We start from the raw sequence: 18,454 nt of genomic DNA on the forward strand, positions 1-18,454 counted from the left end.
GCGCGGCGCAGCACGGTGCGGCTGCGGCGGCTAACGGCGGTGCAGGATCACCGCTTCCGCATGCGCTTCCATGCGGACCGGATACTCGCGTTCCAGCAGCCGCGCGAAGCCCTCCAGGTCGTTCCAGCGGATGCTGCCGCTGATCCGCAGCGCCTGCAGCGCCGGATCGGCCAGCACCAGCGGCCGCCGGTTGAAGCGGTTGATCTCGGCCACCGCCTGCGGCAACGCCACGTCGTCGAAACTGAGGTAGCCCTGGCGCCAGTCCAGTTGCCGCTCCGCCTCGGCGATGCTGCGGCGCTGCACGCGCGCGCCCTGCGCATCCGCCGTGGCGATGCTGCCGGCCGGCAGCAGCACGGCCTGCGTGCGGTCCATGGCGTCGGTCTCCTCCATGCGCACCATGCCTTCGGTCACCACCACGCGCAGCGCATCGTGGTCCTGGCGCACGTCGAAGCGGGTGCCGACCGCGACCACGCGACGCACGCCGCTCTGCACCACGAACGGTCGCGTCGGATCCTTGCGGACCGCGAAGAACGCCTCGCCTCGCTGCAGCACCACTCGGCGCGCCTGCGGCCCGATGCTGGCCTCGAGCAGGCTGTCGCTGCTCAGCGTCGCCTGTGAGCCATCGGCGAGGGTGACGGTGCGCAGTTCGCCGATCTCGGTGCGGTAGGCCTGGGCCATCGGCATCCCGGGCGCCAGGCGAAGATACAGCCCGGCAGCGACCGCGACGCTGGCCGCGGCCCCGAGCGCGACCAGCAGCCACCCGCGGCGACGGGAGGTGGCGCGCTGTCGCACAGCGCCCGCGCGCGGTGTGGCCGGTGGCGGAAGCGACGGCCCCGGCGTCACCGTCAGGCCCGTGCTCAGGCCGCGCGGCGCCGGGTGCCCGGCGGGAATGCCGGCGCCCAGCGCGCGCAGGCGCGCGGCTTCGTTCCAGGCCACGTCCAGGCGCAGGAACGCGACCCGGTGCGCGGTGGACGCCTCCAGCCATGCGTCGAGTTCGGCCTGGTCCGCCTCGCGCCAGTTGCCGCTTTCGCGCCGCGTCAGCCACTGCGCGGCCAGCGCTTCAATCGCCCAGCTTTCCATCTTGCGGTTCCTGCAGCACGACGGGCATCGGCGCGGTGGTCACCACCGCGCCATGGAAATGATCGGCGAGCAGGCGCACGCCCTTGGCCATGTGTTTCTCGACGGTCTTCTCGCTGATCCCCAGGCGCACCGCCACCTCCTTCTGCGAAAGTTCCTCCACCCGCCGCAGCCAGATCACCTCGCGGCAGCGGTCCGGCAGCCGGTCCAGGGCATGGGCCAGCCGTGCCAGCACCTGGCGGCCGCCGAGCCAGCGTTCCGGCGAGCGTTCGTCCACCAGGACGTTCAGGTCGTCCGGATTCCCCACCGCCTCGATGGAGACGATGCGACTGCGCCGCACCCGGTCGGCCATCAGGTTGCGCGCGGTGGCGAACAGGAACGCCTGCGGCGTGTCCGGCAAGGCGCGCCGCGCCGCTTCGTAGACGCGCGTGTAGACCTCCTGGCGCAGATCGTGGATCTCCTGCGGATGCGGCCAGCAGCGCATCAGGTAGGCGATGAGCGCCGACTCGTGGGCGAGGATGTGCTGGGCGAACCAGCGGTCCAGTTCATTCGCCATGGCATCGCTCCATGCAGGCGCGCCGCGCACGTGCGCGGTGGCGCAGGCGCTGGGCGTGCGCGGCGCTGCGCGCAAGGGGCGGCGGTGCTGCCAGGGGACCGCCGCAGCGGCAAAGCAGGGTGCGTCCTGTCACTGTGCTACTCCTCGGTCCGCTGCCATGGGGGAAGCGGCGGTCTGCTTCGTCTATTCCAGCACGGGCCGAGGCGATCGGCCCGGTCACTCCATCTAGTTTCCCACCAAGGACCCGGCCAATGCACCTGCTGTCCCGTTTGCGTCACCACACCTTCGCCCTCCTGCTGTGCGCGCTGCCGCTGGCCGGCGCCACCACCAGCGCATCCGCCGAGCCGGCGCGGCCGGAGGTGGCCAAGCAGGTCAAGGCCTACGCCTCGGCCGATGGCGTGAAAGTGTCGACGCTGCGCTATGGCCCGCGTGAGCGCCAGCAGGCGCTGATCCAGGTCATCGACGCGGACAGCGCCATCGACGGCAGGATCCTGCTCGCCAGCACGCGCAGCACCGACAGGGACACGCGCTACACCGTGCAGCTCGACGGCCGCCCCTACGTGCTGCTGATCGTCAGCGAGGCCACGGGCGAGCTGTACGTGCCGGGCACGCCGAAGCCGGCCTTGGTGCGCTACGACGCCGATCTGTCGGCGCAGAGCAATCCGGAGCACTACCTGACGGACTACCAGGAGCAGGGGAACGGGCGCTGACGCGCTGCGGCGTTCCGGCATGCCGGCACAGGTCGTTTTTGCGATGATGCAGGCCTCGCCATTCGCGCCTGACCGCATGACTCCAACGCGTCCCGTCCTGCAGTGCATGCGCGTCATCGGCGCGGCCTTGGTCGTCGCGCTGAGCCTGGGCGCTGTTGCACAGGCGGCGCCGCCTGCGCAGACCGTCACCCGCTGCGGCTGGTTCGACAATCCCACGCCAGGCAATGCCACGCTCGTGGACAAGGACGGCGAATGGACGGTCGGCCAGCAGGGCGGGCACCAGGCCGAGGGCACGTGGCCGACGTTTCCGCCAGCGCGCTGGGTGGCGACCGGCACGGGCAGTGCCGGTTATGGCTGCGCCTGCCTCAAGGTGCGCGCGCGTGACGACACCCAGGAAGTCACCACGATCGTGGCGGCCACGGCGCAGCCCTTGAAGACCTGCCGACAGGACAAGGCGCTGCAGGGCAGGGAGCCGGAGAATCCGCTGAAGTAGCGCCTCGGTTGCTTGGCCGGTTGCCGGCGCGTTCCCATCGGGGGACGCGTTGCTGCTGAGAATGCGCTCCGATTCAGCGAGGCGGCCATGCCCGGCCGAATGCCGCCATGGTCACCGTTCGCTGCGTTCAGGATCGGACGGCCTGTCGCGCCGGCCGGTGGCTGCCCGACCGGCGTGCAGGCGGCTGCTGCCGGTCCGACCCCAACGCCGCCGAACCGCGAATGGAAAGGCCGAATCGCGACCTGGCACGCCGCCGGCCGGCGGCAGACATTTTTTTGCAACGAAGGACTAGCGCACCTCCTGGGAGGCGTGTAGAATGCGCGGCTCCCAAGCGGGAATAGCTCAGTTGGTAGAGCGCAACCTTGCCAAGGTTGAGGTCGCGAGTTCGAGTCTCGTTTCCCGCTCCAGATTGCGTCACGTGCCTCTTGCGAGGCGGGTGAAACCCCGAAAAAGGAGCTGCGGCTCCTTTTTTCGTTTCCGCGATCCGTCTTTTCCCTGAGAACGTCAGATCCGGCCTCGCTGCCGGCGCTGCGCGCTGAGCCTTCGCTCACGCAAGCGAGCCGGTGAGGAGCGCCTGTCTGGTCGCATCGTCGGCGGGGTAGAAGCATTCCAGCGTCAGCTCCGCCAGGGTCACGTCCGTTGCGGTACCAAAGACCGTGGTGGTGGAGAGAAACGACAGGATGCTCCCGCTGGCTCCGCTGCGGATCGAAAGCGGCACCGCGATCCGCGCGGCAGCGCCGTGCGGGCGATCGCTGGCCGGACAGGGGAAGCCGTTGAGTTCGGCATGCAGCTTTTCGAGCTCGGGATCGGCCGATCGGTCGATCTCGAGGCGAAGCCGGGCCAGCAGATGATGCCGCCATTCGGCGAGGTTGGCGATGCGCGGCGCCAGGCCATCGGGATGCAGGGTCGCGCGCAACAGGTTGACGGGCGCCGCCAGCAGCGCCGGATCGATGCCGACCAGCATCGCGGCCGCTGCGTCGTTGGCACGCACCAGGTTCCAGTGACGGTCGACCGCAAGTGCAGGAAACGGGGCGTGAGCGCGCAGCACCGCGTCGACGGCCGCCAGCGCAGCCGCCATGTCGGGCGCGTCGAGGGCGCGCTCGCCATGCACCGGCGCATAGCCCGCGGCGTGCAGCAGCCGGTTCTGTTCCCTGAGCGGCATCGCCAGCGGTTCGGCCAGGCGCAGCAGCAGGTCGCGGCTGGGCGCCGCCCGCCCGCTCTCGACGAAGCTCAGATGGCGCGTGGACACCTCTGCCGCGCAGGCCAGATCGAGTTGGCTGAGCCGGCGCCTGGCCCGCCAGTCGCGCAGCACGTCGCCCACGGTGATCGCGTGTGTGGTCATGTCCTCATCCTAGCGACCTGCGGCGGTGGTGCCATTACCTGCGAGGTAATCGCGTCGTCGGATCGGCATCGGCATGCTCGGCCCATCAACGACGAGGAGATGGCGATGAACGACCCGGACACGCTGGCACGTGCCTATCTTGCGCTATGGAACGATGCCGATGCGGCCTCGCGCGACCGGCGCTTGGCGGACGGCTGGACCCCCGATGCCCGCTACGCCGATCCGATGATGACCGGCGCCGGCCATGACGGCATCGCCGCGATGATCGCGGCTGCCCGCGCACAGGTTGCCGGCCACCGATTCGCGCTGCGCGGCACGCCCGATGCGCACGGCGCCTTCGTGCGCTTTTCCTGGACGCTGTCGCCCGAACACGGCGCGCCGATCGCCGCCGGCACCGATATCGCCAGACTCGCAGCGGACGGGCGCATCGCCGAAGTCATCGGCTTTCTCGACAAGGACAGCGCATGACGCCGGCCCTCATCCCGCGTGGCGATGGTCATGCGCTGTTCGTGCGCGACTGGGGCGAGGGTCCGCCTGTGGTTTTGCTGGCGGGCTGGGCGATGGACGGGCGGATCTGGGGCGACACCATGCTCCATCTCAACGCCGCCGGCCTGCGCGCCATCGCGTACGACCGCAATGGCCACGGACGCTCGACCGACCGTGCCGACTACGGCTACGACGCGCTCGCCGACGACCTGGCTGCCGTGCTGGAGACGCTCGATCTGGAGAGCGTCACGCTGGTGGCGCATTCGGGGGCGGGCGGCGAGGCGATCCGCTATCTCGCGCGCCACGGTCGTACCCGGATCGCGCGATTGATCCTTGTCGGCGCGACCGGTCCGCGGGTCGTCGGCAACAGCGGGATCACCCCGGCGATGGTGGATGCATTGTGCGCGCAGCTCGCCTTCGACCTGTCGGGCTGGATCGACGCCAATATCGCGCCCTTCGCGCCAGGTGCATCGGACCGCGTCAACGCGTGGATGGCCACCATGGTGCTGGACTGCTCGCGCCGCGCCGTGGTCGCGTTCCAGCGCACCATCGCGCTGAGCGATCTCTCGGCGGAGGCCGCCGCGCTCACGTTGCCGGTCACCCTCCTGCATGGCGATCGCGACGTGTCCGCGCCACTCGATGCCAGTGGCCGTGTCTATGCGGCGATCATCCCGGGCGCCGAACTGATCGTCTACGAAGGCGTGGCCCACGGCGTGATGGTGACGCATGCGGCGCGGCTCGCCAGCGACATCGTGCGGCGGGTGAGGTGCTGCGCATGAGCTGCGGGTCGAGGGCGAACGCGACGGCGCCGATCGTGTCGCCGAAGTGCAGATAGCGGAGACGCTGGCATGAGTGCGAGAACACTTCCTGAAATGTACGTCATCACCTTCCACGTCAAGCTGGATCAGGTCGACCGCTTTCGCATACTGCTCGATCCAGTGCTCGACGCGATGCGTCACGAGCAGACCTTCGTGCGTGCGGCGCTGCACGTCGATCCCGAGCGACCGAATGTCTTCCAGCTACACGAGACCTGGACCGACCGCGAAGATGTCCTCGACGTGCAACTGCATCGGTCGTACCGGCGGGAGTGGCACGCCGCGTTGGACGACCTGCTGCTTGCGCCGAGGCAGATCGCCATCTGGACGGTGTTGCGCGCCGACTGAGGTCGGCCGCGAATGACGGCCTGCATTGGGAGCGGGCTGGACTCGGCGTTGCGCGAGCATCGTGGTGGCGATGACCGCGAACCTGGCCGAGGTCGCGCAGACCGATGCACGGTTGCGCGCAAGGACATCGGCGCCTCAGCGTCCATCGCCAGGCGCACCGTTCGTCTGCTGGCGCATCGTCGCGGGGCTGACTGAAGGCGCTGCGCAGGTGACCGCTGCGTCCGTCATCAGCTTCGCCAGCGCAGCCCGGGCGATCGGGCGCGCGGCCTTGTTGTCCAGGCGCGAAAGCCGGGCGATGTCCAGGCCCGTCGCTTGCGCAAGCCGCAGACCCAGGTAGTAGCCGAAGCGATCCGGCAGCCCATCCGGGGGATGACCGCCCATCTGCAGGGCGCTGGAGGTCGCCGCGCTGTCGGCGTCGTCGAAATGTGCAGCGACGAAGCACAGGGCCACCGACCAGCGGCGATCGGTCGCTGCGCGAATGGGCGCGGGGATGTCGAGCAGCAATTGATGATCCGTCGCCTGCGGCACCAGTGTGGCGGTCGCGTCGACGGCCAATGCTTCCTGCCACAGCGTGCACCAGAGCTGGTCGCAATCGGCGAAATGGCGGGCGTGTTGCAGATGGAAGAGCTCGTGGATCAGGAACGGTTCGAGCGAATCGTCGGCGTGGTACTTCGCGATCAGGTCGGCGCCGAAGAGCATCACGTGCCGATGGCCCGGTTGCAGGTAGTCCGAGCCGCCGTCACGCTGCCCAAGCGAGTGATAGAGGTAGATCGGCAGCGGTGACGCGAAGCCGGGAAATACACGCTTGAATCGCAAGATCGCGCCGCTCAGGGCGGCCGGGAAATCGGTGATGGCGCGGTCGTAGTCCTCGTGATCGGCGGAAAGCTGATGCAAAGCGGCGTCGATCCGCTTGTCTGTGCCGGCACCTTCTGGATAGAGCCCGGGCAGCATCGCATCGATGCGCGACCGGACCGCCGCGATCCGTGCATCGTCCGGTTGGCCCGCCGTCTCGAGCGCGGCCTGTTCGAACGGCGTGGCGAGATCGACATAGTGTGTCGCTGGCGCCGCGCTCGCTGAAAAAGCGATGGTCGAGAGGCCGATGGCGAGGCAGATGCAGGTCAACAGCCTGCGCCCATTCCTGGCGTGTCCCATGGTCGCTCCTGGCGGATCCGGTGGAGGGGAAGTCCCGCTTCGCGGGACATGCGTCGCGCCCATCGCGTCCGCATACGCGGGCGAGGGAGAGGGGCGATCGCGGCTTCAAGCGTAGCGCGGTTGCGCTTCGCCACCTGAGCGCTTCCTGTTTTGCACGCGTGGGTTCGCATGGCCCAGGGGCGGCGATGCCCGTTCGATGTTGCAAGAACGACTGGCGCCGGCCCGGATCGGCTTACGCCGCCAGCCACCACCACGCGATCAGCGCGATCGACAGCGCGGCGACGCCGCCCAGCAGCCGCGGCCGCCGCCACCAGCGCCGCGGCTGGCGGTCGATGGCATTGGCGCCGGCCCGGCGCAGCAGGCCACGGGCGAACCCATGGCGGTCCATGCTGCGATCGCAGGCGTCGATGCAGGCACCGCAGGCGGTGCAGGCGTAGTGCGCACCGTTGCGCGGGTCGATGCCGGCCGGGCAGGCCTGCACGCAGGCGTCGCAGGCCACGCAGTCGCCAAGCTGCTCGGCGCTGAACTTGGGCAGGGTGCCGGCATACGCAGCCAGTGCCTCGCCGCGGCTGCCGCCCTGGCCGGCGAGCTGGGCGATGCTGGCGCGCCAGGCATAGTCGCGGGCGGTGACGGGATCGAGCAGGCGCCGCCCGCGCTGGGCGATGCTGCCGTGGCCGCAGGCGCGGGCGCCGCGCGGTTCGCCGCGCATCGCGTCGTAGCCGATCAGCGGCGTGTCGCGGTCGCACAGCAGCGGCTGCAGGCGCGCGTACGGGCACAGGTAGCGGCAGACCTGGCTGCGCAGGAAGCCGGCATTGCCCCAGGTGGCCAGCGCGTAGAACAGCACCCAGAACGTCTCCCAGCCGCTCCAGGCGAATGGATGCAGGCGTGCGACCAGGTCGGCGACCGGCACGAAATAGCCGACGAAGCTGACCCCGGTCCACAGCGCCACGCTCGCCCACACCACGTGGCGCGCCGCGGCGGGCCAGCCGGCGAAACGGCGCTCGATCCAGGCGAAGGCATGGCTCCACACCGTCTGCGGACAGGCGACGCCGCACCACAGGCGTCCGGCCAGGGTGGTGAGCACCGCCAGGGCCGCCGCGGCAGTCCCCAGCGCCAGCAGCAGCCAGCCGACGTCGTGCGGCCACAAGGTCCAGCCGAACAGATCGAAGCGCCGCGCCGGCAGGTCCAGCAGCAGCGCCTGGCGGCCCTGCCAGCGCATCCACGGCAGCATGTAGAAACCGGCAAACAGCAGCCAAAGCACGATGCGGCGCACCTGCGTGTAGCGATGTGGCGGCGCAGGACCGGCCGCGGTGACGGGCGCAGTGACCAGGTGCAGGGGAATGGGACGCGGCATCGGCAGTCCGCTCAGGACAGCGGCGTGTCGTCGCCATGCGGCGCCGGACGCAACAGGAAGCCGGTCAGCAGGCTCGAGGCCAGCGTCGCCAGCCAGAACATGAAGAAGCCCACCGTATAGCCCAGTTCGCGGCTCAGCTGGCGGCCGGGGAAGGTGATGTCGCGCAGCGCCAGCGGATCGACCAGGGCGAAGAACAGCACGCTCATGGCGCCGGCGACCAGGAAGCTCGGCCACAGAATCACTCCCAACCGCTGCACCAGCGGGCGCGGCGCGTCGGGATCGAGCGGGTCGAGCAGCGGATCGTCGGCTGAGGGCATGACGGTGGTTCCATCGCGAAAGGGAGATGCGGCATGCGCCAAGGCAGCGGCGCCACACGTCGCCGCGCCTGCCAGCCGCCTGGCCGCCGATCCCCCGTCGACACCGGCGTCGGCGCATGCCGCAGTCGCAGACTAGGCAGCGCGGGCAGGGCGGGCATTGATCCTGATCAAGGCCGCCGCTGCCACCGCGTGGAGACTGGGCAGGTCGAACGAGGTGGAGCGGGCCATGCAGGACGAGATCGAAGGCATGCCCTTGCCGGGGCCGGACCTATGCAGCGAAGCGGAGGTGCAGGCGCTGGTGGAGGTGTTCTACCGCCGCGTGCGCGCCGATGCGGATCTGTCTACGGTGTTCGCCGCGCACATCGAGGACTGGGACGCGCACCAGCAGCAGCTGTGCGATTTCTGGTCGGCGATGCTGCGCGGCACGCGGCGCTTCCGTGGTGCGCCGATGCCGCGGCACATGGCCATGCGCGAACTCAGCGCCCTGCTGTTCCAGCGCTGGCTGGGCCTGTTCCGCGCCACGACCGCCGAGCTGGCCAACCAGCCAATGCGCCTGCTGGCCGACGACATCGCACAGCGCATCGCCGAAACCTTCTGGCGCCGCCACCAGATGAGCTGGCGCCCGTTCGAGCCGGTGTCGCCGTTGCCGCCGGCCGCGTGCGCGGATTGATCCAGGTCAAGGCGGCCGCACCGCGCGCCGCGCATGCTCGGTCCATGGACATCCTCACCGCGCCCGATCCCTCAGCCGCCTGGACCTTCGACGCCGACCTGTTGCGCCGCTACGATCGTCCCGGCCCGCGCTACACCTCGTACCCGACCGCGCCGCATTTCCAGACCGGTTTCGGCCCGGCGCAGTTGTTCGCCGCGGTCCAGGCCAGCGATCCGCGGCGGCCGCTGTCGCTCTACGTCCACGTCCCATTCTGCCGCAGCCCGTGTTTCTACTGCGGCTGCCACCGGGTCATCACCCGCGACCCGCAGCGCGGCCGCGCCTACGTGCAGCGGCTGCTGCGCGAGGCGGCGATGATGGCTGCGTGTTTCGACGGCGAACGCGAGGTGGTGCAACTGCACCTGGGCGGCGGGACCCCCAACTTCCTCGCGCCGGAGCTGCTCGGCGAACTGGTGCAGGGCCTGCGCGGCCTGTTCCGCTTCAGCCAGGCGCCGGACCGCGAGATGTCGATCGAACTGGACCCGCGCACGGTGACGCCGCAGGACATCGCCACCCTCGCCGAGCTGGGCTTCAACCGCGCCAGCCTGGGCATCCAGGATTTCGATCCACTGGTGCAGCAGGCGATCAACCGTCGCCAGGGCGTGCACGAGACCCTGGACATCCTGCGTGCCTGTCGCACGCACGGCATGCGTTCAGTCAACGTGGACCTGATCTACGGCCTGCCGCGGCAGACCCTGGCCGGGTTCGAGCAAACCCTGGCGACGGTGATCGCGGCGCGACCGGACCGCCTGGCGGTCTACGGCTACGCGCACATGCCGCAGCTGTTCAAGGCGCAGCGGCGCATCGCCGACGCCGACCTGCCCGATGCCGAGCAGAAGCTGGCGCTGCTTGGGCTGGCGGTCAGCCGGCTCTCTGCAGCGGGCTACCAGTACATCGGCATGGACCACTTCGCGCTGCCGCAGGAAGATCTGGCGCGCGCGCAGCGGCAGGGCAGCCTGCACCGCAACTTCATGGGCTACACCACCCACGCCGACACCGACCTGCTGGGCCTGGGCGTCAGCGCGATCAGCCGCATCGGCGCCAGCTACAGCCAGAACCAGCGCGACCTGCCGGCCTGGGAGGCGGCGGTGGATGCCGGCGACAGCCCGGTGCTGCGCGGCCTGCAACTCAGCACCGACGACGCCCTGCGCGCCGAGCTGATCCAGCAGCTGATGTGCCAGGGGCGGGTGGACGTGGCGGCGGTGGCGCGGCGCCACGGCATCGACGTCGCCAGCTATTTCCGCGAGGAACTGCGCGCGCTGGCGCCGCTGTGCGCGGACGGCCTGGCCGACTACCGCGACGGCGTGGTCGAGGCCACCGCCCGCGGCCGCCCGCTGCTGCGCCTGATCGCCATGTGCTTCGACCGCTACCTGCGCCAGCCCGACCAGCCGGCGCGCTACTCACGCGCGATCTGAGCGCCGCGCGCCACGCTTGCCGTTGGCGTCCCCGGTGCCGCCGTGGCGGCGGTGCCGGGGTTTTTTGGGCGGCGGTGCGCAGGCCTGCCGATGCCGGCATGTGCTGTCTCGGTTCGGCGCGTCTGGCGGATCGGCAGCGCCCTGCGGTTCACAAGCGCCGCGCGATCAGGCACGCTACGCGCCACCAGGCCCGGATGGCGAAACTGGTAGACGCATCGGACTTAAAATCCGCCGGGGGCAACCCCATGCCGGTTCGATTCCGGCTCCGGGCACCATGGGTGTGTAAGAGTTTCAGTGCTTTGGCGGGTCCGATCGGCTCCGCCGCTGTGCAGCTGTCTTGCAGCCTGGAAATTGGACTGGCGCTGCCGAAGAATTCTTTGCCTGCCGACGAGGTGGTTGCATGCAGGTCGATGAAATCTACTATCGAGTTACCTATCTGGACCCAAAGATGCGCTTGCCCGTCATACGGGCTTACGTTTGTCTTGGGGTGAATCTTTCGGATGAAGATGTGGAGGGCGATACCTGGTATTTTCAGGACGTCTTCAGCTATTACGAATCTGGTTCAGCTCTGACCGCAACAGAGTCAGACATTCCCGTGGTATGCCTGACAGGCGACGAGTTGAAGGGTGATATGTTGGATGCCGATCGGCTCCATGGTGTGTTGGAAGAAATCAGAACCAAACTCCATCGGCTTGATATTACCTCATTGGCGGCTGGTTAAAAACTGCCCAGATGTGGCGGGTGGCTCATTCGCTATGATGGGCTATCGCAATAGTGTTGGGAAAATGAGGTCGTCAAACGTAATTCCTGGGGTGATCTTTGCGTTTTACTCAAATTTTGATTGTGCTCAATGGCAGTGCAATTTTGTGAAAAATCTGCTTGTAGTCATTGCCGCTGTGTTCCTGATCTCTGGCTGCGGGAGGCCTCGCTCTGAAGATGCATATTACGGGCTCTGGAATAGCAGGAAAGCCGATGCTGAAATTAGGCAGTTGCGGCTGGGTCATGATATGAAGTTCGAAGTAAAGGCGTTCCCGGCAGCCGTGGCCTGTTCAGATTCTACGGTGGTGGGTGATATTGATGGTGGTGGTGCTTGGGAGTATGACGCGGAAGATGGGCGCATACTTCTTGATTTTTCAAAAATAACAAATGAAAAATGTAAAACTCCATATGGAGTGGTGATTTTTGACCAGCCGGGATCCAAGTTGGCAGCTTTTTCTGATGTGGAGATACCATCAAGTGGGGTGGTGTTCGAGCATTCGGTTGATGGCAGGAATAGGTTGTGACTTGGAAGATCATGCTTCCTTGCGGCATCTGCGTCTGGTGTGGCTGAGTTGAATTGCATGAGATTCCAGAATGTCTTGCCTATGATTTTTATCGGCTGCAGACTTGATCTGGAGTCGCGATGACCATCTATGCGGACTGGTAGATCTTTCTGCCAGTGCTGACAATTCGGAGATTTCGTCTATGCAACGCCGATCTCGTGCTGGCCTGATTGCCGGCGTTTTGGTGGCACTGCTGGCGCTCGTGAGCTTTGCGTATTTAAAGAATGCTCGCGCCGGAAAAGTTGCGCAGTGCAGTCCTCAGAGTGTCGAGATACTGCTCGCAATAAAAAGTGACTCCGAGATTTATGAATATGGTGCGACACACTTCAAGTTGCCTCATGTGCCATTTCTCGCGAGTCAGATTAATTCAAGTGAAAAGCTGTGCTCGGACGAGAGGCGTGGGGTCAGGGTCGTGTATCTAACTACGCCGGGATTTAGCCAGAGTCGGCCATTCATCAGTATTGATAAAATTTATTTTGATGACGATGCGGCTTTTGTCGAGATCTCGTTTCCTCCTACAGGAAAGAATGCAGATGTATTTCTGAGAAAGAAGGCCGGAGTGTGGAGGGTGGTGAGGAAGGAGATGTGGGAGTCATGAGTTCTGGTGAGGATGTCCCCGCGCCAGATGCGTCTCCACATCCAGGCAGCCAGGCAGCAGCGTACTCCACTGCCACTGTGGCCTCTTCAACGGCGGGCCACAAACCCCGGTGCGTAACCGCTTTTGAGTATCGCCATCCTGGGCTTGAATTGTTTCTCGGCGCACACCGAATGGCGTCACGGTCGGTGATGCATCGGTCGCGAGACGAAGAGCGGCTGACGCGAACCAGGCTCGTGCTAGCAACGCCGAACTGTGCTAAGCAACCGGTGCGATCGGCACCGCCACCGAACCATGGCTTTCGCGACGCGCGTGTCTATCAGATGACAAGGCGCGCGCCGCATCACGCAAGCTTCGGCATCGCGTCATGGTTTGTTGCATTGCCGGTCGTTGGCGCAGCTCCAATCGCCGATACGCGCGATGCCTGGGGCTAGACTCGCCCGCATCTTTTCGATGGGGAGGGTAGAGGCGATGCAATATTCGAACGACGATGACGACGCCATCCTGCAGCGCCGCCGCACCTTTCTTCTCGGGACTGCAGGCGCGCTGGCACTGGGAATCACCGCACGTGCCGTAGGCGCTTCGCCGACGTCTGCCGGGCTGCGTCACGTCGGCGGCGCCGATGCGCTGGCCACCGCTGCGTCCGGGGTGTCCGGTATCGTGCATCCCGGCCTGTTGGTCACCGAGGCCGACATGCAGCGCATCCGCGACAAGTTGGCTGCCAACGCCGAGCCGTGGGTGGGCGGTTGGAACATGATGCTCAAGACCAACGACACCAACCTCGATGCGACGCCGCGTCCTTTGGCGTTGGTGACGCGCGGCGTGGAGGGCGAGAACTATTGGCAGATGGTCGGCGACATGGTGCGCACGCTGCACCTGGCCTTGCGCTGGAAGATCAGCAACGACGAGCGCTATGCGAAGAAGGCCATCGAGTTCCTCAATGCCTGGTCGTCGACCTTGACCGAACTGGGCGGCAACTCGAACCTCTATCTTGCCTCGGGCCTCTACGGCAACCAGTGGGCCAACGCCGCCGAGCTGATGCGGACGTACTCCGGTTGGGCGGAGCAAGACCTGGCACGCTTCCAGGCCATGCTGCTCAACGTGTTCTACCCGAAGTGCCACGACTTCCTGGTCAACCACAACGGCACGGAGATCAGAAAGGTCACGCACTATTGGGCCAACTGGGACCTGGCCAACATCTGCTCCATCTATGCGATCGGCGTGTTCTGCGACCGCGCCGACCTGATGGCCGAAGCGAGCGGCTACTACAAGACGGGCCGCGGCAACGGCGCGAGCGCCAACAACGTCTACTACCTGCATCCTGGGTATCTGGGGCAGTGGCAGGAGAGCCATCGCGATCAGGGTCACTCGACCCTCGGCATCTCGCTGGCCGGCATGTTGTGCGAGATGGCCTGGAATCAGGGCGAGGATCTGTTCGGTCATTGGAACAACCGGTTGTTGGCCGGTGCGGAATACGTGGCCAAGACCAATCTGACCGATACCAGCGGCAATGCGCTGTTCACGCTGCCGTTCGCGCCCTACAACGGGGTGTTCGGGCTTGGCACCGCGACGGCGGGCACCAATCAACTGCGGCCCAACTGGGAACTCATCTGCAACCACTATGTGAACCGCAAGGGACTCGCGGCTCCCTGGAGCGAGGCGATGCGCGACATGATCCGGCCCGAGCGCGTCGATGGTGGCGATCAGCCGGGCATCGGCACCTTGCTCTATGCGCGCGATCCGGTCGCGCCGGCCGCACCCAGCGGCCTTAGCGCTTTCCTGAGCAGCGGAAAGGTGCAACTGTCGTGGTGGGGCAGTGCAGGCGCTTCGCTGTACGTGGTGCAGCGTGCCGCGTCGCCCAACGGCCCGTTCGCGGCGATCGCGCGCGTCGCCGATCCGTGTACCTACACCGACGTTCCCGCGCAGGGCACCTGGTACTACCGCATCGTTGCACTGACCAAGGACGCCGGGCCGATGCTCGGTGCGGAGACTGCGCGCGTGGCGGTTCCCGGCGAGCTGTGGTTGCACCTGCCGCTCAACGGCGATGTCAACGACACCAGCGGCCGCGGGCAGCATGGACGCTTGCAGGGCGGCACCAGCTGGGGTGCAGGCCGTAATGGCGGCAGCGCCTTGCAGTTCGACGGCCGTAGCGGTCATGTGCTGCTGCCCGACGGTGCGGTGTCGGCATTGGGCGATGTCACGGTGGCGGTGTGGGTGTACTTGGATGCGTCGGTGGTCAACGCGCGCATCTTCGACTTCGGCTCCAACGACGTGGCGTACATGGCGCTGCTCACACGCGACGGCAGCGGCAAGTTGCGCTTTTCGAGTTCCCGCAATCAGTTCTGGAACGAAGAGTCGGTCACGGCCGATGCGTTGCCTACCGGACGCTGGGTGCATGTGGCGGCCGCACTCTCGGGGAAGGTGGGCACGCTTTACGTGGACGGCAAACCGGTCGCCACCGCAGACGGGATCTGGATCAATCCCTTCCAGTTGGGCGAGACCACGCAGACCTGGCTGGGCCGCTCCCAGTACGGCGGCGATCCCTACTTCAAGGGCCGCATGCAGGATCTGCGCATCTATAGCGGCGCGCAGGACGCGGGCTTCATCGCAGGCCTGGCCCGCTAAGAGGTCGGGCAGCTGCGCTGCCCGTACGCCTTGTCACGCATCGGTGCATGGCCGCACCGATGCGATCTCGCATACACCGAGCGCGTCTCTCCTGGCCGGTCCGTCCGGCCTGCTTTCGGCCTTGTATTTTTTGAGACGGTCGGTCTAATATTGGCGCATGGAGCTTCCAGTCGCTTCAGTGCAGCCTCGCCGTGGGCGGCCGCCAAAGTCGGAACGCGCGTTGCAGGACACGCGCGACCTGCTGTTGCGCGCCGGTATGGAGGTGCTGACCAGCCAGGGCTATGCGGCGACCGGGATCGACGCCGTGCTGTCCCGCGTCAAGGTGCCGAAGGGGTCGTTCTATCACTACTTCAGCAGCAAGAACGCCTTCGGCCTGGCGGTGCTCGAGGCGTACGACGCCTATTTCCTGCGCAAGCTCGATCGTCATCTGCAAGCCGACGAGGTGCCAGCCTTGCAGCGTCTGCGCCACTTCGTCGAGGACGCCCAGGAGGGCATGGAACGCTTCGACTTCCAGCGCGGTTGCCTGGTCGGCAACCTGGCTCAGGAAGTGACCACGCTGCCCGGCGACTTCCGCGCGCGTCTGGATGCCGTGCTGCTGGGCTGGCAGCAGCGGGTGGCCGACTGTCTGCGTTCGGCGCAGGCGGAGGGCGTGCTGGCCGCGCATGCCGATGCCGATGCCCTTGCCGCGTACTTCTGGATTGGCTGGGAGGGCGCGGTGCTGCGCGCACGGCTGGCGTGCAGCGTCGCACCGATGCAGGTGTTCGCACAGGGCTACTTCGCCGGCCTGCCACGCTAGATCGGCTTGCTTCCCTCTCTCATCCAAGGAGTGCTCATGTTCAACGCCATCCTCATCGACAAGGACGATGCCGGCTATCGCGCCGCGCTGCAGCCGCTGGACGACGCGGCCCTGCCGCCGGGGACGGTCACCGTCGAGGTCGCGTACAGCACGCTCAACTACAAGGACGCCCTGGCCATCACCGGTCAAGGGGGCGGCGTGGTGCGCCGCTTCCCGATGGTGCCAGGCATCGACGTAGCCGGTACCGTGCTGCACAGCGAAGATCCGGCCTATCGCGTCGGCGATGCGGTGCTGTTGAACGGCTGGGGCGTGGGCGAAAAACACTGGGGCGGCCTGGCCCAGCGCGCACGCGTGGACGGCGATTGGTTGATCCCCCTGCCGCAGGCGCTGAGCGCCCGCCAGGCGATGGCGATCGGAACGGCAGGCTACACGGCCATGCTGTGCCTGCTCGCATTGGAGCGCCACGGCCTGCGTCCAGAGCATGGCGAGGTACTGGTCACCGGCGCCAACGGCGGCGTCGGCAGCTTCGCCATTTCCCTGCTGGCGCGCCGCGGCTACCGCGTGATCGCCTCCACCGGCCGTCCGCAGGAAGCAGACTATCTGAAGGCGCTTGGCGCGCACGAGATCGTCGATCGCGCGACGCTGTCGCAACCAGGCAAGCCGCTGCAGGCCGAGCGCTGGGCCGCAGCGATAGATTCGGTCGGAAGCCACACCCTGGCCAACGTATGCGCCGGTACGCGCGCCGATGGGGCAGTGGCGGCATGCGGTCTGGCGCAGGGCATGGAGCTTCCCGCCACCGTCGCGCCGTTCATCCTGCGCGGGGTCAGCCTGCTCGGGATCAACAGCGTCACCCGTCTTAGGCATGAGCGCGTCGAGGCGTGGTCGCGGCTGGCGAAGGAGTTGGACCTGTCACAGCTCGACGCCATCACCCGCGACATCGGCCTGGGTGAGGCCATCGGCGCCGCGCGCGATCTGCTCGACGGCAAGGTGCGCGGACGCTTGGTGGTGGACGTCAATCGCTGAGGGGAGGGGCTGGCCTCGGTGGCGAGCCTCGATCGCAGTGCCGTGCGCAAGCCACCTGTCAGCCCGCCGCGCCGGGAGATCGATGCCGGCGGTGTGATGTTTCCTGTAGGCCATCTGTCTGGAGGTGCCGCCGTTGTCGCATGAGGACGCGCTGCCGGTCCCCATCCGCAATGGATGGTGGGCGGCGGTGCGGCTTGGTTTCCTGATGGCAATGAGCCACTGCCTGGCACGCAGTGAGGCGGCTTTGCGTTGGGATGGACGTCGCTTTACGTTCCGAAGGCGGGCCCAGGGTGGCCACGTTGCCGTCTTCGACGAATCTCCCCCTTTGCAAGCTTTTCCGCCGAAACCACGCGCAACTGCGCCGCGGAACGCCTGGCAGCTGACGCGGGCGTCGTCGCGTCCTGGACCGGGCTGACGCTTCCGCGCGTCCGTGCCGAGCAGGCGCCGAGCTACCACGTCCAATGTGAACGCTCCGCTTTCTTTCACTTCGCCGAAAGGAGTGCGAAAGACAGCGTGCCTAGGCTCTGCCCCCATCAGCCGGAGAGCCACCTTGCGCGCCCAATGGAACATCCTTTGCGATTTTGACGGTACCGTGTCCCTGCAGGACGTGACCGACAGCCTGCTCGAGCACCTCGGGCGCCCCGGTTGGCAGGCGCTGGAAGACGACTGGGTCGCCGGTCGGATCGGCGCCCGCGAGTGCATGAGCAAGCAGGTCGCGCTGCTCGACGGCGACGTCGAGGCGCTGCACCGGGTGCTCGATGGCGTGCGGATCGATCCGGCCTTCGTGCGCTTCGTGGCGCTGGCCGAGCGCCTGGGCATCCCGCTGAGCATCGTCAGCGACGGGCTGGACTACGGCATCGCCCGCATCCTCGCCCGCCACGGCCTGCACCATCTGCCGATCATCGCCAACCGCCTGCTGCGCACCGATGCCGGCGAATGGCGCATGGCCTCGCCGCATGCGCGCCCGGACTGCCCCAGCGGCACCTGCAAGTGCGCGGTGATGGCGCAACAGCCGCCCGAGCGCGCCACCTTGCTGATCGGCGACGGCCGCTCCGATTTCTGCCTGGCCGGCAAGGCCGACCTGGTGTTCGCCAAGGACGGGCTGCTGCGCCATTGCCGCGCCAACGGGATCGCCCATTGCGCGATCACCGGTTTCGACGACGCCATCGCCCTGCTGCCCGACCTGGCGGTGCCGGCGACCACCACCGTGTCCTTCCCGCTTCCCGTCACCCAACGAGCCTGATCCCGATGAACCGGAATGTTTCGCTTTCCTCGCTCGCACCGCTGCATGGCGATGCCGCGCCCGATCCGGAGGCGCTGCT

At 67.2% G+C, this 18,454-nt stretch carries 20 protein-coding genes and 2 tRNA genes; 16 read left to right on the top strand and 6 right to left on the bottom strand.

The window, feature by feature from the left end; translation table 11 throughout:
- Positions 1-30: 30 nt before the first annotated feature.
- Entirely contained in the window at positions 31-1,080 is a 1,050-nt protein-coding gene (locus RAB71_RS09055) for a FecR domain-containing protein (RefSeq protein WP_104609563.1), read from the bottom strand.
- The gene (locus RAB71_RS09060; RefSeq protein WP_010342617.1) at positions 1,061-1,633 is read right to left on the bottom strand and encodes an RNA polymerase sigma factor; all 573 of its coding nucleotides are present in this window, start codon (positions 1,631-1,633) and stop codon (positions 1,061-1,063) included. The genes RAB71_RS09055 and RAB71_RS09060 overlap by 20 nt, the downstream gene beginning before the upstream one ends.
- A gap of 251 nt (positions 1,634-1,884) precedes the next feature.
- Between RAB71_RS09060 and RAB71_RS09065 the strand changes: the two genes are divergently transcribed.
- From RAB71_RS09065 to RAB71_RS09075, 3 genes are all read left to right on the top strand, one after another.
- Positions 1,885-2,343, top strand: a complete 459-nt coding sequence (locus RAB71_RS09065; RefSeq protein WP_010342616.1) for a hypothetical protein — start codon at positions 1,885-1,887, stop codon at positions 2,341-2,343.
- A gap of 19 nt (positions 2,344-2,362) precedes the next feature.
- Positions 2,363-2,836: a DUF4087 domain-containing protein gene (locus tag RAB71_RS09070; protein ID WP_316685628.1), complete on the top strand. Its 474-nt coding sequence runs from the start codon at positions 2,363-2,365 to the stop codon at positions 2,834-2,836.
- 331 nt (positions 2,837-3,167) lie between these two features.
- Positions 3,168-3,243 (top strand) — tRNA-Gly (locus RAB71_RS09075).
- Between the two features lie 140 nt (positions 3,244-3,383).
- On the opposite strand, the gene RAB71_RS09080 is transcribed toward RAB71_RS09075, so the two are convergent.
- On the bottom strand, positions 3,384-4,178 hold the full coding sequence (locus RAB71_RS09080; RefSeq protein ID WP_010342614.1) for a helix-turn-helix domain-containing protein: 795 nt from the start codon (positions 4,176-4,178) through the stop codon (positions 3,384-3,386).
- Positions 4,179-4,283: 105 nt separating this feature from the next.
- Here RAB71_RS09080 and RAB71_RS09085 point away from each other — a divergent pair, with 105 nt between their 5' ends.
- From RAB71_RS09085 to RAB71_RS09095, 3 genes are all read left to right on the top strand, one after another.
- On the top strand, positions 4,284-4,646 hold the full coding sequence (locus tag RAB71_RS09085; RefSeq protein ID WP_010342613.1) for a nuclear transport factor 2 family protein: 363 nt from the start codon (positions 4,284-4,286) through the stop codon (positions 4,644-4,646).
- Positions 4,643-5,443 (top strand): alpha/beta fold hydrolase, encoded by an 801-nt coding sequence (locus RAB71_RS09090; RefSeq protein ID WP_010342612.1) that lies wholly within the window; start codon positions 4,643-4,645, stop codon positions 5,441-5,443. The genes RAB71_RS09085 and RAB71_RS09090 overlap by 4 nt, the downstream gene beginning before the upstream one ends.
- Positions 5,444-5,512: 69 nt before the next feature.
- Positions 5,513-5,827 (top strand): putative quinol monooxygenase, encoded by a 315-nt coding sequence (locus tag RAB71_RS09095; RefSeq protein WP_100224018.1) that lies wholly within the window; start codon positions 5,513-5,515, stop codon positions 5,825-5,827.
- Between the two features lie 135 nt (positions 5,828-5,962).
- Here the strand turns inward: RAB71_RS09095 and RAB71_RS09100 are convergent, their stop codons facing one another.
- From RAB71_RS09100 to RAB71_RS09110, 3 genes are all read right to left on the bottom strand, one after another.
- Positions 5,963-6,979, bottom strand: a complete 1,017-nt coding sequence (locus tag RAB71_RS09100; protein WP_199774631.1) for a hypothetical protein — start codon at positions 6,977-6,979, stop codon at positions 5,963-5,965.
- Positions 6,980-7,211: 232 nt separating this feature from the next.
- Complete coding sequence (locus RAB71_RS09105) at positions 7,212-8,333, bottom strand: 4Fe-4S dicluster domain-containing protein (RefSeq protein ID WP_010342609.1); 1,122 nt, start codon at positions 8,331-8,333, stop codon at positions 7,212-7,214.
- Positions 8,334-8,344: 11 nt separating this feature from the next.
- Positions 8,345-8,650: a hypothetical protein gene (locus RAB71_RS09110; protein WP_010342608.1), complete on the bottom strand. Its 306-nt coding sequence runs from the start codon at positions 8,648-8,650 to the stop codon at positions 8,345-8,347.
- 226 nt (positions 8,651-8,876) lie between these two features.
- Here RAB71_RS09110 and RAB71_RS09115 point away from each other — a divergent pair, with 226 nt between their 5' ends.
- The 10 genes from RAB71_RS09115 to RAB71_RS09160 all read left to right on the top strand — a co-directional run bounded on the left by RAB71_RS09115 (position 8,877) and on the right by RAB71_RS09160 (position 18,375).
- The gene (locus RAB71_RS09115) at positions 8,877-9,320 is read left to right on the top strand and encodes a group III truncated hemoglobin (RefSeq protein ID WP_010342607.1); all 444 of its coding nucleotides are present in this window, start codon (positions 8,877-8,879) and stop codon (positions 9,318-9,320) included.
- A gap of 44 nt (positions 9,321-9,364) precedes the next feature.
- Positions 9,365-10,771, top strand: a complete 1,407-nt coding sequence (gene hemN / locus RAB71_RS09120) for an oxygen-independent coproporphyrinogen III oxidase (RefSeq protein ID WP_029562033.1) — start codon at positions 9,365-9,367, stop codon at positions 10,769-10,771.
- Between the two features lie 188 nt (positions 10,772-10,959).
- Positions 10,960-11,046 (top strand) — tRNA-Leu (locus RAB71_RS09125).
- A gap of 125 nt (positions 11,047-11,171) precedes the next feature.
- A complete protein-coding gene (locus tag RAB71_RS09130; RefSeq protein WP_138985747.1) occupies positions 11,172-11,492 on the top strand; it encodes a hypothetical protein in 321 nt (106 codons plus the stop codon).
- Positions 11,410-12,054, top strand: coding sequence for a hypothetical protein (locus RAB71_RS09135; protein WP_146095610.1), 645 nt, complete (start codon positions 11,410-11,412; stop codon positions 12,052-12,054). Before RAB71_RS09130 ends, RAB71_RS09135 begins: the two co-directional genes overlap by 83 nt.
- Before the next feature lie 223 nt (positions 12,055-12,277).
- Positions 12,278-12,691 (top strand): hypothetical protein, encoded by a 414-nt coding sequence (locus RAB71_RS09140; protein ID WP_138985745.1) that lies wholly within the window; start codon positions 12,278-12,280, stop codon positions 12,689-12,691.
- Positions 12,692-13,159: 468 nt separating this feature from the next.
- Positions 13,160-15,313, top strand: coding sequence for a LamG-like jellyroll fold domain-containing protein (locus tag RAB71_RS09145; RefSeq protein WP_010342605.1), 2,154 nt, complete (start codon positions 13,160-13,162; stop codon positions 15,311-15,313).
- Positions 15,314-15,533: 220 nt separating this feature from the next.
- Entirely contained in the window at positions 15,534-16,109 is a 576-nt protein-coding gene (locus tag RAB71_RS09150) for a TetR/AcrR family transcriptional regulator (RefSeq protein WP_010342604.1), read from the top strand.
- A gap of 36 nt (positions 16,110-16,145) precedes the next feature.
- Positions 16,146-17,132: an MDR family oxidoreductase gene (locus tag RAB71_RS09155; protein WP_010342603.1), complete on the top strand. Its 987-nt coding sequence runs from the start codon at positions 16,146-16,148 to the stop codon at positions 17,130-17,132.
- A 550-nt stretch (positions 17,133-17,682) separates the two neighbouring features.
- A complete protein-coding gene (locus RAB71_RS09160; protein WP_010342601.1) occupies positions 17,683-18,375 on the top strand; it encodes an MtnX-like HAD-IB family phosphatase in 693 nt (230 codons plus the stop codon).
- The last annotated feature ends 79 nt before the right edge of the window (positions 18,376-18,454 follow it).

It is taken from the genome of Xanthomonas sacchari (genome assembly GCF_040529065.1).
Lineage (GTDB): Bacteria > Pseudomonadota > Gammaproteobacteria > Xanthomonadales > Xanthomonadaceae > Xanthomonas_A > Xanthomonas_A sacchari.